Origin of the sequence: Bradyrhizobium sp. LB11.1, assembly GCF_040549385.1 — a bacterium.
GTDB lineage: Bacteria > Pseudomonadota > Alphaproteobacteria > Rhizobiales > Xanthobacteraceae > Bradyrhizobium.
The window spans coordinates 313,833-327,525 of record NZ_JBEPTH010000004.1 but is presented as its reverse complement, the minus strand read 5'-3'; the positions used below and the strand labels follow the sequence as shown (position 1 = coordinate 327,525).

Below are 13,693 nucleotides of genomic sequence, written 5' to 3'. Positions count from 1 at the left end.
CGATGCCGGAGCTTAGTGCCCCTCGCCCTCGAGGCCGCCGACATGCTTCTGGGTGTAAAGTTCGAGGCCGATGCGGCCGATCAGGTCGAGCTGGGTTTCGAGGAAGTCGATGTGGTGCTCCTCGTCGCTCATCAGCTTCTCGAACAGGTCACGCGTGACGTAGTCCTTGGCGCTGTTGCAATAGCCGGCCGCCTCCTGGTAGAGCGCCCGGGCGCTCATCTCGGCCGCGAGATCGCACTCGATGATCTCCTTGACGTTCTGACCGATGCGCAGGGGATCGAGCACCTGCATGTTCGGGAAGCCGTCGAAGAACAGGATCCGCTCGGTGAGCTTGTCGGCGTGCTCCATCTCCTCGATGGACTCCTTGCGCCAGACCTTGGCCATGTCGCGGAGGCCCCAATTGTCGAGAAAGCGGTAGTGCAGCCAGTACTGGTTGATCGCAGTCAGTTCGTGACGCAGCGCCTTGTTGAGATAGTCGATAACCTTTGCGTCGCCCTGCATGGTTCACTCCAGCTCTTGCAGTCCAAATCGGTCATAACCCGAGTTTAGAACGCTTCTAAATGAGTTTACGGATGAGGGCAACCGGCTACGGGGACGCAGCCGGGAAAAGCTCAGCCGGATTTGCGGATGTTTTCAGCAGGCCGCGAGCGCGAACTGGGCGGGTTGGGCCGCCTCATCATTGGCGGCCACGGTGTGGCTGTGCGGGCAGCCGGAGCAGCAGGACTTGGCGCAGGGGCCAAGCGCTTCGTCGATGATGGTCTTGATCGTCCGCGCGCAGCGTCCGCATTCAGCGCTGCAACCAAGGCATCCATATACCTGCCTGGCGTGGCGCACAGCGTCGTCGGACTCGGCGACGGCGGCGCGGATGTCGTCATCGCTCAGCACGTTACAGGAACAGACAATCATGGGAAGCGGCAGGCCCTTTGGTGATGCGCCATCATCGATATTCAAGGGGGCGGCCGGATGCAAAAGGAAAAACCGGTATTTCAAGCTATTCCAAACTGGCGCGGATATAGCCTGGAACGGCTCTAAAATAGGGAATTGCGCTGGATCAAGATGGTCCCGGATAGGGCCTAGTCGCTGCTCCCGCCTCCCCCGCTATCGCCGCCACCTCCGCAATCTCCACCCCCGCCGCTATCGCTCGTGGAGCAGCTACTGCTGTCAGTTGAGCGTCCGGAACTGCCGCTGGAGAACCAGCTTCCGAGCGAGAATCCCTCATTCGTGGTATCCGAATAAGTGTCGCTTCCGCCATCGCCGCCGGCCCTGGCGCGCGGCCGCGGGGCGCGGCTCTGCAGATGGGTTATCAGGGCATAGCCGACCACGCCGACGCCCGCGAAGGCGATCAGGGTATTGGTCAGGATGTTCATTATCGCCTCCCAGGCTCGAAATCGGCCATTTCTACCAATTGGTAGCACCCAGCCAATCCGCCGTTCATTGATCGTTCAAACGAAGTATGGAACTTTGGCCGCAAGAGTTCCGCGTTCGCTGTGAAAGGTCGCCCCAATGAAGAAGTCGCTTATGGCAGTCGCTGCCGCCGCCACCCTGGTTTTGACCGCGGGTGCGCCGGCCCATGCACAGCGCGGCGTCGCTGCAGGCGTCGCCGCCGGTATCATCGGGGGCGCGATCGTCGGTGGCGCGCTGGCCTCCCCGTATAGTTACGGACCCGGACCGGGCTACGGATATGGTCCGGGTTATGGCCCCGGTTACTACCCGCCCCGCTACTACGCGCCGGGCCCCGGCTACGTCGCCGACGACTATTACGGCGATGGCTGTGTCTGGCAGAAGCAGCGCTTCTGGGACGGCTACGCCTGGCGCATCCGCCGCGTCCGAGTCTGTGGCTAAGGCGCGTTAGACCGGTTCGATTCAGTGGACTGAGTTGAGCCGGTCCAATACGGATGCGCCGTTCATCTCCGGGCCTGAAAAAGACCGCTTTTTCTCGTCACAGCTCCGTGCGCGTTTACCGCGGATTGACCATTTGCGCGCTTCCTAGCTGCAAGGCCAATTCCATCAGAGTCTGCGTGAACCTTTGAACCCCGGGTGCTTCTAACAAAAGCATCCATCTCTCAGGAGAGCCAAGAGTATGAAGAAGACTTTAGTTGCCGCCCTCACGGTTGCGACGATTGCCGGTTCGCTGGTGACCGCCACTCCGTCCGCCCAGGCCCATGACGGCGTCGGTGTCGGCATCGCCGCCGGCCTGCTCGGCGGCGCGATCATCGGCGGCGCCATCGCGTCGAGCCGTCCCGCTTACGGCGGACCAGTTTACGTCGCCGAGCCGGGCCCGCCGCCCCCGCCCTGCTATTGGCAGCGCCAGCGCTACTGGGACGGCTACGGCTGGACCGTCCGCCCGGTTCGCGTCTGCTACTGATCTGATCGCACGGCGCTCACCATGCGCCGCGATCGAAGCCCGGCCGAGACCATCGGCCGGGCTTTTTCTTTTTGGCGGCTTTGTCAGCGCGCCGTCTGGATCGAACGCAGCACCTCTTCGCTCGGCCAGCAATCGACTTTGAGCCCGGCCGACTTCTGATAGGCACCGAGCGCAGCGCGCGTCTGCATGCCGGACTTGCCGTCGATCTTGTCCTTGTACAGCCCGGCACGCGTCAGCCCGCGCTGCATCGTCTCCACGTCCTTCGTGCGCAATTGCTTCGACGCAGACCACGGCGTCGCGAACGGCAGCGGGCTCGTCATGCGATCGCTGAGATGACCGACGAACAGTACGTAGAGGTCCGAGAAATTGTATTCCTTGATGACGAAGTAGTTCTTCGTAGTCAGGAACGCCGGACCATAGATGCCCTCCGGCTGGAGCAGCGACGCCGGCTGCGCCTGCTCGGCCGCGCTGAGCTTCTCGCCACGGACCGGGACAAAGCCTTCACGCAGCCACTGGCCGATCGGCTTGGTCACCTCGGGCACACCCGTCGTACAATCGACCTTCGCCGGTGCCTGCACCTCATAAGCCCAGCGCACGCCGCTCTGCCAACCCTTGTTGACGAGTTGCTGTGCGGCCGAGGCCAACGCATCCGGCACCGAATGCCAGATGTCGATGCGGCCGTCGCCGTCGAAATCGACGCCATGCTTGTAATATTCTGACGGCAGGAACTGTGTAAGCCCGGTGGCGCCGGCCCATGACGAGCGCATGTCCTTGCGCGTCACCACGCCCTCGCCGAGGATCTTCAGCGAAAGGATGAATTCGTTGCGATAGGTGTCCTTGCGGCGGCCGACATAGGCCTGCGTCGCCAGCACGCGGACGAGATCGTAGGGCAGCGTGTAGCGGCCATAATCGGTCTCGCGTCCCCAGATCGCGAGCATGACAGTCGCGGGCACACCGGAGCTCTTCTCGATTTTCATCAGCGCGGGCTTGTATTTCTGCAGCAACCGCTGCCCTTCGCCCGCAAGATTCGCAATCGAGCCTTCCCTGACATAGTCCGCCGGCACCTGCACGAATTCGGCCTGTGACGGCGCGCCGGTCGCGGGCCGGCCCGGCAGGATCAAATCAGGCAGCTTGTAATCCGGCTCGAGCCTGCGCGTCTGTTGCTCGAACGTCGCGCGCGAGACGCCGGCTTCCTGCGCTTCTGGCCAGAGCGAGGCGATGAACTGCGTGAAGGCCGCGTCGGCGGCGTGGGCGGACGACCAGTTGCAGGTGATCACGATCACCGCAGCGATGAGCGTCCGCCGCATCATGACGCCGTCACCGCGTCAGCTTCTTGTACTTCACGCGGTGCGGAATGATGCTGTCCTGGCCGAGCCGGCGCATCTTGTCCTTCTCGTAGTCCTGGAAGTTGCCTTCGAACCATTCGACATGGCTCTCGCCTTCGAAGGCCAGGATGTGGGTCGCGATGCGGTCGAGGAACCAGCGATCATGGCTGATGATGACGGCGCAGCCGGCAAAATCCTCCAGCGCCTCCTCGAGCGCGCGCAGCGTGTCGACGTCGAGGTCGTTGGTCGGTTCGTCGAGCAGCAGCACGTTGGCGCCCGACTTCAGCATCTTGGCGAGATGCACGCGGTTGCGTTCACCGCCTGAGAGCGCGCCGACCTTCTTCTGCTGGTCGGCGCCCTTGAAATTGAACGACGAGCAATAGCCGCGCGAGTTCACTTCCTTCTTGCCGAGCAGGATCAGCTCGTTGCCGCCGGAGATTTCCTCCCACACGTTCTTGTTGCCGTCGAGCGCATCGCGCGACTGGTCGACATAGCCAAGATGCACGGTCTCGCCGACAGTGATCGTGCCCTTGTCCGGCGTTTCCTGCTTCGTGATCATCTTGAACAGCGTGGTCTTGCCGGCGCCGTTGGCGCCGATCACGCCGACGATGCCGCCGGGCGGCAGCTTGAAGGTGAGATCGTCGATCAGCAGACGATCTCCATAGCCTTTGCTGAGCGTTTCGAAATCGACCACGTTGGCGCCAAGCCGCTCGGCGACCGGAATGATGATCTGCGCGGTCTGGCTCTGCTTGTCGCTCGCCTGCTTGAGCAGATCTTCGTAGCGCTGATAGCGCGCCTTGGATTTGGCCTGACGCGCCTTCGGCGAGGACGCGACCCATTCCTGCTCACGGGCAATCGTCTTCTGGTGCGCGGCGTCCTCGCGGCCTTCCTGCTCGAGACGCTTCTGCTTCTGCACCAGCCAGGACGAGTAGTTGCCCTCGTAGGGAATGCCCTTGCCGCGATCGAGCTCGAGAATCCAGCTCGTGACGTTGTCGAGGAAGTAGCGATCGTGGGTCACGATCAGGATCGCGCCGGGATAGGCGCGCAGATGGCCTTCGAGCCACGACACCGACTCGGCGTCGAGATGGTTGGTCGGTTCGTCGAGCAGCAACAGCTCAGGCTGGTCGAGCAGCAGCTTGCACAGCGCGACGCGGCGGCGCTCACCGCCCGAGAGTTTCGTCACATCGGCATCATCGGACGGGCAGCGCAGCGCGTCCATGGCCTGGTCGACCTTGCTGTCGAGATCCCAGAGGCCTTGCGCCTCGATCTCGTCCTGCAGCTTGGTCATCTCGTCGGCGGTCTCCTCGGAATAATTCATCGCCAACTCATTGTAGCGATCGAGGATGGCCTTCTGCTTGGCGACTCCCAGCATGACGTTCTCGCGCACGGAGAGCGTCGCATCGAGATGCGGCTCCTGCTCGAGATAACCGACGCGGGCGCCCTGGGCGACCCACGCCTCGCCGTTATACTCCTTGTCGAGGCCGGCCATGATCTTGAGCAGCGTCGACTTGCCCGAGCCGTTGACACCGAGCACGCCGATCTTGGCGTCCGGGTAAAAGCTCAAATGGACGTTATCGAGCACCTTGCGGGTCGGGTAGCTCTTGGTCAGGCCTTGCATGAAATAGACGAACTGGCGCGCCATCGGTCCCGAAAACCTTCGATTTGAGGAAATTTGCTTGCCGCCGATGTAGCGATCCCGCCCCCAAAGGGCAATGTTTTCCCTCCGTTCACCACGAATGAATACGGGGCGGACACCATCCGGAGTCCGTTCCGGACAATTGAAACCATCTTTTAATAAATCAGGCCAAAGCTCGGTTTCGCGCGGCAACAGCGCCACCCGCTCAGAATGAACGGAAGCACAGCGAGGCCCATCATGGCTCTGATCGAGAGCAACCACATCATCGCCGTTCCGCGAGGAGCCGGGAACACATCCGGACTCGTCTCGGAGATCAAGGGTTTCTGGAAGCGCTTCTTCGCCACGGCCTTCAACCCCTACCGGCCCGAGCTGCACTATATGCGCGGCCCCGGCCCGGCCTGGCGCGCCAAGCACGGCATGGATGCGCCGATCCGGTTGAAGCCCCGCAACCTCTGAGTCATCCTCACCTATCGGATTCTTGCCTAGCGGATTTTTGAAGACCCAGACTGCTTGCGCGATAGCATGATTGCGCGCAACCATGGCCCGGTTCCGACAATGGCGCCCCTGCCCGGCGCCGTTACCTCTCGCCATGGATGAACGCTGATGACGCGGCTGCGCTGTGCAATTCTCGACGACTATTTCAACCTTGCCCTCGACGTCGCCGACTGGGCGAAACTGTCCGACCGTGTCGACGCCACCGTGTTCAGCCATCCCTTCGCCTCCGAGCAGGCCGCAGCCAGCGCGCTGGAGAATTTCGACATCATCTGTGCGATGCGTGAGCGCACAGCGTTCCCCAACAGCCTGTTCGATAAGCTGCCGAAGCTGAAGCTGCTGCTCACCTCGGGCATGCGTAACGCCTCGATTGACATGGAGGCCGCCAAGGCACACGGCGTCGTCCTTGGCGGCACGCAATATTCCCGCGATCCGACTGCCCCGCTCACCATGGGCCTGATCCTGGAACTGACCCGCGGCATCGGCCGCGAGAATGCGCGCATGCATGCCGGCGAGCCCTGGCAGACCTTTGCCGGTGTCGAGATCGAAGGCCTCACACTCGGCGTCGTCGGGTTGGGCAAGCTCGGCACCAAGATGGCCGGCATCGCGAAAGCGTTCGGCATGAACGTGATCGCCTGGAGCCCGAACCTCACGCCGGAGAAGTGCGCGGCGGCCGCCGTGGGCTACGCCACCAGAGAGGAGCTGTTCGCCAAGGCTGACATCATCACCATCCATGTGGTGCTGAGCGATCGCTCGCGCGGATTGGTCGGCCGCGCAGACCTTGCGCGAATGAAGCCGACGGCGTTCCTCGTCAACACCGCGCGCGGGCCGATCGTGGATGAGCAGGCGCTGCTGGAAGCCTTGCAGCAGAAGAAGATCGCAGGCGCCGGCATCGACGTGTTCTCGGTCGAGCCGCTGCCGGTGGATCATCCCTTCCGCAAGCTCGACAATCTCGTGCTCACGCCGCATCTCGGCTACGCCACTGAGGACGGCTTGCGCATCCATTACGGCCAGATGGTCGAGGCGATCGACGCCTTCACCAAGGGCAACGAGCTGCCGCGGAAGCTCGCCTAGAATGACAAAGGGCGCGCCGATGGCGCGCCCTTCGCAATTTCAATCGTCTTGCAGCGCTTAGCGGACGGTGACCGGCGCGGGCAGCGGCGGCACCACCGTCGGCTGGGTACCCCCGACCGGACCAGCCGGCGCCGCGCCCGGAGCCGGCGCGGCCGATGCGGTCGCCGTCCCCGGCGCCGGACCGCCAGGCATCACCACGACGCGGGTGCCGACCTTGGCGCGGTCGAACAGATCCGAGACGTCCTCGTTCAGCATGCCGATACAACCGGAGGAGACAAACTTGCCGATCGTCGAGGGCTGGTTGGTGCCGTGGATGCGATACACGGTCGAGCCGAGATACATCGCCCGCGCACCAAGCGGATTGCCGGGGCCCCCCGCCATGAAGCGCGGCAGATAGGGCTGGCGCTCGATCATTTCCGCCGGTGGATGCCAATCCGGCCACTCGGCCTTGCGGGTGATCTTCTGCACGCCAGTCCAGGTGAAGCCGTCGCGGCCGACGCGGACGCCGTAGCGGATCGCGCGGCCGTTGCCGAGGACGTAATAGAGGTAGGTGTTCGGGGTATCGACGATGATCGTACCGGCCGGCTCCTTGGTCACCAGCGACACTTCCTGGCGGCGCAGGTTCGGCGCCAGCTGCGCCGGTGCTGCGTCAGGCTGCTCCTCCGGCGGCAAGGAGGCGACCGACATCGGCCGGCCATCGGCGTCGACGGCGGGCGGCTGCGAGACCGTTCCGGTCGCGGCCGGACCACCGACGACGGCTTCGGGCGGACGCATGCCATCGCCGGGCGCCTGGCCCGGACGGTCGGCATAGATCACCGCGGGCGCGCCAGCGGGGCGGCCGTAGCGGGGATCATCGGGTGACATCACCGGACCCTGAGGCGGCGCGGCCGAGTAGACCGGCGGAGCGCCAGCAGGACGGCCATAGCGCGGATCGTCCGGCGACATCACGGGGCCCTGCGGAGGGGCGGCGGAGTAGACAGGGGGAGCGCCGGCGGGGCGGCCGTAGCGCGGATCGTCGGCCGGACCGGGCGGCGGCAGCGAGGCCTGCGGCATCGCGTCGTCATCTTCCAGCGAGTCGAAATTCGGGGCGCGGTCGCCGGGGCGATATTCGGCCGGGGCGCCGTAGCTCGGCGCCTGCTGAACCGGATAGCTCTGGGCCTGTGCGAGCGAAGTTCCCGCCGCAGCGACTGTTGCGGCAGCGCATATCGTCAGAAAATATTTGATCATCATCGCTCTTTTTAGTCCCCGGGCCCCGTCCGAGCCGCCAACGGCCAGATGACCGAAGATAGCGGCACATTCAAGACATAACAGGCTGATTTGTGCCTGATTCAGCGATTTGTGATGCGATTCCACACAGTTGCCCCGTTGCATCACGGGGCGGAAATCGCATCACGCCGTAGATTGCCGGAGTCATCAGCCCGATTTTTACGGAACTGTGCGGAGACGTTGCGATATGTTCGAATCAGCCTGATTCGCCACCGCTTTGAGCTCAAATCCCGGGTGGCGAACGCGGCAATCAGTACCGTCACCGCGTTCAGATGGCTCATGGGCCCTGGCCACACCCCGCCGGGGCGGAAATTCGTAATCCGTCAATGCTTCCCGGCTTTCGCTTCCTGCTTGCCGCGATCCTGGTATCTACCTCCATCCTGGTGTTCGGCTTAGGGGCCACCTCGCTGCTGCGGGCGAGCCATGAGCAGTATGTCAGCAACCCGTCCTGGCGGAACGGCCCGCAGGAGCAGGTGTTCGCGCAGGCCCCCGAACCGGCCCAACCGGTGCTCGCGGCGCTGCGCGTGGAGCCGGCCGCGCCGATCGCCGACGAGGCGACGCCGGTGACGCAGGATCAGGTCCCGAGCATCGGGCTGCCGGCGGTCGAAACCGGGCCCGAGCAGATGGCCGCAGTGACGCTCGAGGCCAAGGTCCAGCCTGAGCTCCAGGTCGCCGCCGTCGCGCCGGCTGCGGAGGCAGCCGCGCCCGCCACCGAAACGCCAGTCCCGGAGTTGACCAAGGTCCAGGCTCCCGCGCCCGCGGATACACTCACTCCGGCCGACACGACGGCTTCCATCGCCACGACGACGCCGGCCCCAGCGATGAGCGCCACCGAAGTGCCGCGAACCGCGACACCGGCGCTGGCATCGCGCGTGAGCGACATTGCCGCGGCCAGAGTGGCGGCGCTGAATGAGCTTGCGCCGGGGAAGACCAAAGCCGGCGGCGCGACGACCAAGCCGCGTGCGCACAAGCCGAAGAAGCGCCACCGCATCGTGCGGCGCCCGCCGCCTCAGCAGCTACAACAGGCGTTCGATCCGTTCGGCCAGCAACAGCCGACGCTCGCGGCAGCCGCTACGCGCCCGCGCCAATAGGGCTCACGCCGGGCCGGTTGCGATCGGCGGGCCCTTTTCCTGGCCCCATTCCGACCATGACCCGTCGTAGAGCGCAGTGTCGGTGACGCCAAGGCGATAGAGCGCGAGCGTCAGCACGCCGGCCGAGACGCCGGAGCCGCAGCTCGTGACGATCGGCGCATCGAGCTTGACGCCGGCGCCCGTGAAGGCGGCGCGGAGATCGTCGAGCGGCTTCATCGTGCCGGTCGCGGCATCGAACAGCTGACTATAAGGCACGTTACGCGCGCCCGGGATGTGACCGGAGCGGATGCCCGCGCGCGGCTCGGGCGCGCGGCCTTCGAAGCGATCGGCGGCGCGTGCGTCGATCACCTGCTCGGCGCGGCTTTCGACGTTGGCGACCAGCTGCTGCATGCTGCGCACGCGCTTGGTATCGTAGCTCGCCTTGAATGTCGCGGGCTTCGGCCTCACCTCGCCGCTCTCGACCGTACGCCCCTCGGCGCGCCATTTCTTCAAGCCGCCATTGAGGATGCGCACATTGCTGTGGCCGAAAGCCAGCAACATCCACCATGCGCGCGGTGCGGCGACCCAGCCGCCGGCATCGTAGAGCACGACGGTGTCAGCATTGGAGATGCCGAGATTGCCGATGTCGCGACCGAACTGCTCGGCGCTTGGATACATGTGCGGCAGCGGATTGGAATGGTCCGACACCGCATCGACGTCGAAGAACGCCGCACCCGGCAGATGCGCGGCGAGATAATCATCCTTCGGCAAAGGCAGCACGCCCGGCAGCTTGAAGCTGGCGTCGATCACCTTGACGTTGGAATCGTTGATGTGGGCGGCGAGCCATTCGGTGGAGACGAGGGGATCGGTGGTCATGCGGAATTTTCCTTGTCATTCCGGGGCGTGCGCAGCACGAGCCCGGAATCCATCGTGCGGCAGAGTTCGTGGATGAATGTATCCTCAGATGCGCAATTGCGCATCATAGTTCGCGCTTCGCGCGCTCCGGGATGACGGAGGGGTTACCCCTTCTTCTTCGGCTCCCACTGCTCCGTCGCCCCACCAGCGTCGCGCCAGGCGGCGTAGCCGCCGGCGATGTGGGCGACGGGCTTCAGGCCCATGTCCTTTGCGGTCTTGGCCGCGAGGGCGGAGCGCAGGCCGCCGGCGCAGTGAAAGACGAATTTCTTGTCTTCCTGGAACACCGGCTTGGCGTAAGGGCTCTGCGGATCGATCCAGAATTCGAGCATGCCGCGCGTGCAGGCGAACGCGCCGGGGATGCGTCCATCGCGCTCGATCTCGCGGGGATCGCGGATGTCGACGATGACGACATCGCCGTTCCTGGAGATCTCGATGGCGTCCTTGGCGGTCAGCGTCTCGATCTCGGCATTGGCCTCGTCGATCAGCACCTTGATGCCGCGGGTGATGTTTTGGGGCATGTGCTCTCCCTCTTGTCGCCGGCTAGCGCGGCCGTCCAGACTGACCGCACGTGCAGCTAGTGCGTCAATTCCTTCATCGCACCTTCGAGACCTTCGATCGTGATCGGGAACATGCGGTTGGCAAAGATGCGTTTGATGATGGTGGTCGATTCCGAATAGTCCCAGTGCTTCTGAGCGACCGGATTGAGCCACACCGAATGCGGATAGGTGCGGATGATGCGGTCGAGCCAGATCGAGCCGGGCTCCTCGTTGACGTGTTCGACCGAGCCGCCGGGCACCATGATCTCGTAAGGCGACATCGAGGCATCGCCAACGAACACGACCTTGTAGTCGTGCGGATATTTGTGCAGCACGTCCCAGGTCGGCGTGCGGTCGGTGAAGCGGCGCTTGTTCTGCTTCCACACGCCTTCGTAGAGGCAGTTGTGGAAGTAGAAATACTCCATGTGCTTGAACTCGCTCTTCGCCGCCGAGAACAGCTCCTCGACCTGCTCGATATGCGAATCCATCGAGCCGCCGATGTCGAAGAACACCAGAAGCTTCACGGCATTGCGCCGCTCGGGGCGCATGTGGACGTCGAGATAGCCGTGATTGGCGGTCTCGCGAATGGTGGTGTCGAGATCGAGCTCGTCCGGCGCGCCGGTGCGCGCAAACTTGCGCAGGCGGCGCAGCGCCACCTTGATGTTGCGGATGCCGAGCTCGACATTGCCGTCCAGGTCTTTGAACTCGCGCTTGTCCCAGACCTTCACGGCGCGGTTGTTGCGGTTCTTCTCCTGGCCGATGCGGACGCCTTCGGGATTGTAGCCGTGCGCGCCGAACGGCGAGGTGCCGGCGGTGCCGATCCACTTCGAGCCGCCCTGGTGGCGGCCCTTCTGCTCCTCGAGCCGCTTCTTCAGGGTCTCCATGAGCTTGTCCCAGCCCATGGCCTCGATCTGCTTCTTCTCTTCCTCGCTGAGGTACTTTTCGGCGAGCTTCTTCAGCCACTCCTCCGGGATCTCCGCCTTCTCCATGGCGTCGAGCAGGCTTTCCAGCCCCTTGAACACCGTGCCGAAGACGCGGTCGAACTTGTCGAGGTTGCGCTCGTCCTTCACCAGCGAGGTGCGCGACAGATAGTAGAAATTCTCGACCGAATAGTCCGACAGATCAGCGTCGAGCGCCTCCATCAGCGTGAGGTATTCGCGCAGCGTCACGGGGACCTGCGCATCGCGCAGAGAAGTGAAGAATTGCAGGAACATGGGTGACAGATTGCCCGTCGGGTGGCGAACGTCAAGGGGCGGAGGCCAGCGTGGAGCGCTGGACCGGGGAGCTTTTTGCTCTAGAATTGGGGACTTCAAGGGGCTGTTTTTGGGGACGTTTGCAATGGGTATTCTCGCAGCGCTCATCATTGGCGCGATTGCCGGCTGGTTGGCCGGCAAGATTGTCCACGGGGCGGGATTTGGGCTGATCGGCAACATCGTCGTCGGCATCATCGGTGCGCTGGTGGCGGGTTGGGTGCTGCCCCAGCTTCACATCGAGCTTGCGACCGGCACAGTCGGCGCCATCGTGGATGCCACGGTCGGTGCAGTGATTGTGCTCGTCATCCTTTCGCTGATAAGACGGGTCTGAAAGCCTGACCGAACAGGAACGGCCGCCAAGAGCGGCCGTTCCCTTGTCGCGACCGGGGCCATGAAATTGGCAATTCCTGGGACGATGACCAACAAGGACGCGCAATGAAATTTACCGGCACCAAGGACTATGTTGCGACCGACGATCTCAAGGTCGCCGTCAACGCCTCGATCGTGTTGGAGCGCCCGCTCCTCATCAAGGGCGAGCCCGGCACCGGCAAGACGGTGCTGGCGGAGGAAGTGGCGAAGGCGCTGAATGCGCCGCTTTTGACCTGGCACATCAAGTCCACCACCAAGGCGCAGCAGGGCCTCTACGAATACGACGCGGTGTCGCGCCTGCGCGACAGCCAGCTCGGCGATGCCAGGGTGTCCGACATCAAGAACTACATCAAGCGCGGCAAGCTGTGGGACGCCTTCGCCGCCGAGCAGCGCCCGGTGCTCCTGATCGACGAGATCGACAAGGCCGACATTGAATTCCCGAACGATTTGCTGCTCGAGCTCGACCGCATGGAATTCCATGTTTACGAGACCGGCGAGACGATCAAGGCCAGGCAGCGCCCGATCATGATGATCACCTCCAACAACGAGAAGGAGCTGCCGGACGCCTTCCTGCGCCGCTGCTTCTTCCACTACATCAAGTTCCCCGACGCCGACACGATGGGCCGCATCGTCGACGTCCACTTCCCCGGCATCAAGAAGCGCCTGGTCGAGGAAGCGCTGCGCATCTTCTTCGAGGTGCGCGAAGTGCCCGGCCTGAAGAAGAAGCCATCGACGTCGGAGTTGCTGGACTGGCTCAAGCTGCTGCTCAACGAGGACATGAGCGTCGAGCAGCTGCGCGAACGGGATCCGCGAAAACTGATCCCGCCGCTGCACGGCGCGCTGCTCAAGAACGAGCAGGACGTGCATCTGTTCGAGCGACTGGCGTTTTTGAGCAGACGGGAAGTGTAGGCTTCTCCCGTCCCGGACGCGGCGACGGTGCCGGGTGGGCAAAGGCGCAAAGCGCCGTGCCCACCATTCACATCGCGGACGACGGATAAGATGCGTGGGCACGCTTTCGCTTTGCCCACCCTACGATACCGAGTGTGTAGCACGCTCTCTCCACGTCATTGCGAGGAGCGTAGCGACGAAGCAATCCAGAAGCCCGCCGTAGCGGCAGTCTGGATTGCTTCGCTGCGCTCGCAATGACGGAGTATGAGGCAGCAGCCTCGCTCTTCCAGTTCGCATTTTGAATCGCAGGCATACCTTCGCATCCTCGCGGCTCATCTCGCCCGAGCTTTGCTTCAATCTCGCCCCCTCCAAAAGCAGAGGGCGCAGGGAAGGCCGGGTGCTGACCTCGCACCCACGGTCCGCTGTGCGCGTGTAGCGCAATCAGAAATGCACAGCGGCATACAGGTGAAGCCGAACACACGGCCTTCCCTGCGCAGTGGGTTG

The 13,693-nt window shown here is 63.8% G+C and carries 16 protein-coding genes; 7 read left to right on the top strand and 9 right to left on the bottom strand.

Annotated elements, in window-relative coordinates:
- Positions 1-12 precede the first annotated feature (12 nt).
- The 3 genes from bfr to ABIA96_RS12840 form a co-directional block, all read right to left on the bottom strand.
- Entirely contained in the window at positions 13-501 is a 489-nt protein-coding gene (gene bfr, locus ABIA96_RS12850; protein ID WP_092021671.1) for a bacterioferritin, read from the bottom strand.
- A gap of 132 nt (positions 502-633) precedes the next feature.
- Positions 634-906, bottom strand: coding sequence for a (2Fe-2S)-binding protein (locus ABIA96_RS12845; RefSeq protein ID WP_354137677.1), 273 nt, complete (start codon positions 904-906; stop codon positions 634-636).
- 167 nt (positions 907-1,073) lie between these two features.
- On the bottom strand, positions 1,074-1,367 hold the full coding sequence (locus ABIA96_RS12840) for a hypothetical protein (protein WP_354137415.1): 294 nt from the start codon (positions 1,365-1,367) through the stop codon (positions 1,074-1,076).
- Between the two features lie 136 nt (positions 1,368-1,503).
- On the opposite strand from ABIA96_RS12840, the gene ABIA96_RS12835 reads away from it, so the two are divergent.
- Both ABIA96_RS12835 and ABIA96_RS12830 read left to right on the top strand, forming a co-directional pair.
- Entirely contained in the window at positions 1,504-1,842 is a 339-nt protein-coding gene (locus tag ABIA96_RS12835) for a hypothetical protein (RefSeq protein ID WP_354137414.1), read from the top strand.
- Between the two features lie 238 nt (positions 1,843-2,080).
- Positions 2,081-2,365, top strand: coding sequence for a hypothetical protein (locus ABIA96_RS12830; protein WP_200512390.1), 285 nt, complete (start codon positions 2,081-2,083; stop codon positions 2,363-2,365).
- An 83-nt stretch (positions 2,366-2,448) separates the two neighbouring features.
- On the opposite strand, the gene ABIA96_RS12825 is transcribed toward ABIA96_RS12830, so the two are convergent.
- Together ABIA96_RS12825 and ettA are read right to left on the bottom strand one after the other, a co-directional pair.
- Positions 2,449-3,675, bottom strand: a complete 1,227-nt coding sequence (locus tag ABIA96_RS12825) for a lytic murein transglycosylase (protein ID WP_354137413.1) — start codon at positions 3,673-3,675, stop codon at positions 2,449-2,451.
- Between the two features lie 7 nt (positions 3,676-3,682).
- Positions 3,683-5,332 (bottom strand): energy-dependent translational throttle protein EttA, encoded by a 1,650-nt coding sequence (ettA, locus tag ABIA96_RS12820; protein ID WP_354137412.1) that lies wholly within the window; start codon positions 5,330-5,332, stop codon positions 3,683-3,685.
- A gap of 231 nt (positions 5,333-5,563) precedes the next feature.
- On the opposite strand from ettA, the gene ABIA96_RS12815 reads away from it, so the two are divergent.
- Both ABIA96_RS12815 and ABIA96_RS12810 read left to right on the top strand, forming a co-directional pair.
- The gene (locus tag ABIA96_RS12815; protein WP_354137411.1) at positions 5,564-5,782 is read left to right on the top strand and encodes a hypothetical protein; all 219 of its coding nucleotides are present in this window, start codon (positions 5,564-5,566) and stop codon (positions 5,780-5,782) included.
- A 147-nt stretch (positions 5,783-5,929) separates the two neighbouring features.
- The gene (locus ABIA96_RS12810) at positions 5,930-6,892 is read left to right on the top strand and encodes a D-2-hydroxyacid dehydrogenase family protein (RefSeq protein WP_354137410.1); all 963 of its coding nucleotides are present in this window, start codon (positions 5,930-5,932) and stop codon (positions 6,890-6,892) included.
- Positions 6,893-6,949: 57 nt separating this feature from the next.
- Here ABIA96_RS12810 and ABIA96_RS12805 read toward each other — a convergent pair whose 3' ends face one another.
- On the bottom strand, positions 6,950-8,119 hold the full coding sequence (locus ABIA96_RS12805) for a L,D-transpeptidase family protein (RefSeq protein ID WP_354137409.1): 1,170 nt from the start codon (positions 8,117-8,119) through the stop codon (positions 6,950-6,952).
- Positions 8,120-8,484: 365 nt separating this feature from the next.
- On the opposite strand from ABIA96_RS12805, the gene ABIA96_RS12800 reads away from it, so the two are divergent.
- Positions 8,485-9,249: a hypothetical protein gene (locus ABIA96_RS12800; protein ID WP_354137408.1), complete on the top strand. Its 765-nt coding sequence runs from the start codon at positions 8,485-8,487 to the stop codon at positions 9,247-9,249.
- 3 nt (positions 9,250-9,252) lie between these two features.
- Here ABIA96_RS12800 and sseA read toward each other — a convergent pair whose 3' ends face one another.
- From sseA to ABIA96_RS12785, 3 genes are all read right to left on the bottom strand, one after another.
- Positions 9,253-10,104, bottom strand: coding sequence for a 3-mercaptopyruvate sulfurtransferase (gene sseA, locus ABIA96_RS12795; RefSeq protein WP_354137407.1), 852 nt, complete (start codon positions 10,102-10,104; stop codon positions 9,253-9,255).
- Between the two features lie 143 nt (positions 10,105-10,247).
- Positions 10,248-10,661: a rhodanese-like domain-containing protein gene (locus ABIA96_RS12790; protein ID WP_354137406.1), complete on the bottom strand. Its 414-nt coding sequence runs from the start codon at positions 10,659-10,661 to the stop codon at positions 10,248-10,250.
- A 56-nt stretch (positions 10,662-10,717) separates the two neighbouring features.
- The gene (locus tag ABIA96_RS12785) at positions 10,718-11,893 is read right to left on the bottom strand and encodes a vWA domain-containing protein (RefSeq protein ID WP_354137405.1); all 1,176 of its coding nucleotides are present in this window, start codon (positions 11,891-11,893) and stop codon (positions 10,718-10,720) included.
- 124 nt (positions 11,894-12,017) lie between these two features.
- On the opposite strand from ABIA96_RS12785, the gene ABIA96_RS12780 reads away from it, so the two are divergent.
- Together ABIA96_RS12780 and ABIA96_RS12775 are read left to right on the top strand one after the other, a co-directional pair.
- Complete coding sequence (locus ABIA96_RS12780; protein WP_354137404.1) at positions 12,018-12,263, top strand: GlsB/YeaQ/YmgE family stress response membrane protein; 246 nt, start codon at positions 12,018-12,020, stop codon at positions 12,261-12,263.
- A 104-nt stretch (positions 12,264-12,367) separates the two neighbouring features.
- A complete protein-coding gene (locus ABIA96_RS12775) occupies positions 12,368-13,210 on the top strand; it encodes an AAA family ATPase (protein ID WP_354137403.1) in 843 nt (280 codons plus the stop codon).
- Positions 13,211-13,693 lie beyond the last annotated feature (483 nt).

Bases quoted from the DNA above. Each gene is read 5' to 3' on its own strand.
- bfr (WP_092021671.1), bottom strand. From the start codon at position 501: ATGCAGGGCGACGCAAAGGTTATCGACTATCTCAACAAGGCGCTGCGT.
- ABIA96_RS12845 (WP_354137677.1), bottom strand. From the start codon at position 906: ATGATTGTCTGTTCCTGTAACGTGCTGAGCGATGACGACATCCGCGCC.
- ABIA96_RS12840 (WP_354137415.1), bottom strand. From the start codon at position 1,367: ATGAACATCCTGACCAATACCCTGATCGCCTTCGCGGGCGTCGGCGTG.
- ABIA96_RS12835 (WP_354137414.1), top strand. From the start codon at position 1,504: ATGAAGAAGTCGCTTATGGCAGTCGCTGCCGCCGCCACCCTGGTTTTG.
- ABIA96_RS12830 (WP_200512390.1), top strand. From the start codon at position 2,081: ATGAAGAAGACTTTAGTTGCCGCCCTCACGGTTGCGACGATTGCCGGT.
- ABIA96_RS12825 (WP_354137413.1), bottom strand. From the start codon at position 3,675: ATGATGCGGCGGACGCTCATCGCTGCGGTGATCGTGATCACCTGCAAC.
- ettA (WP_354137412.1), bottom strand. From the start codon at position 5,332: ATGGCGCGCCAGTTCGTCTATTTCATGCAAGGCCTGACCAAGAGCTAC.
- ABIA96_RS12815 (WP_354137411.1), top strand. From the start codon at position 5,564: ATGGCTCTGATCGAGAGCAACCACATCATCGCCGTTCCGCGAGGAGCC.
- ABIA96_RS12810 (WP_354137410.1), top strand. From the start codon at position 5,930: ATGACGCGGCTGCGCTGTGCAATTCTCGACGACTATTTCAACCTTGCC.
- ABIA96_RS12805 (WP_354137409.1), bottom strand. From the start codon at position 8,119: ATGATCAAATATTTTCTGACGATATGCGCTGCCGCAACAGTCGCTGCG.
- ABIA96_RS12800 (WP_354137408.1), top strand. From the start codon at position 8,485: ATGCTTCCCGGCTTTCGCTTCCTGCTTGCCGCGATCCTGGTATCTACC.
- sseA (WP_354137407.1), bottom strand. From the start codon at position 10,104: ATGACCACCGATCCCCTCGTCTCCACCGAATGGCTCGCCGCCCACATC.
- ABIA96_RS12790 (WP_354137406.1), bottom strand. From the start codon at position 10,661: ATGCCCCAAAACATCACCCGCGGCATCAAGGTGCTGATCGACGAGGCC.
- ABIA96_RS12785 (WP_354137405.1), bottom strand. From the start codon at position 11,893: ATGTTCCTGCAATTCTTCACTTCTCTGCGCGATGCGCAGGTCCCCGTG.
- ABIA96_RS12780 (WP_354137404.1), top strand. From the start codon at position 12,018: ATGGGTATTCTCGCAGCGCTCATCATTGGCGCGATTGCCGGCTGGTTG.
- ABIA96_RS12775 (WP_354137403.1), top strand. From the start codon at position 12,368: ATGAAATTTACCGGCACCAAGGACTATGTTGCGACCGACGATCTCAAG.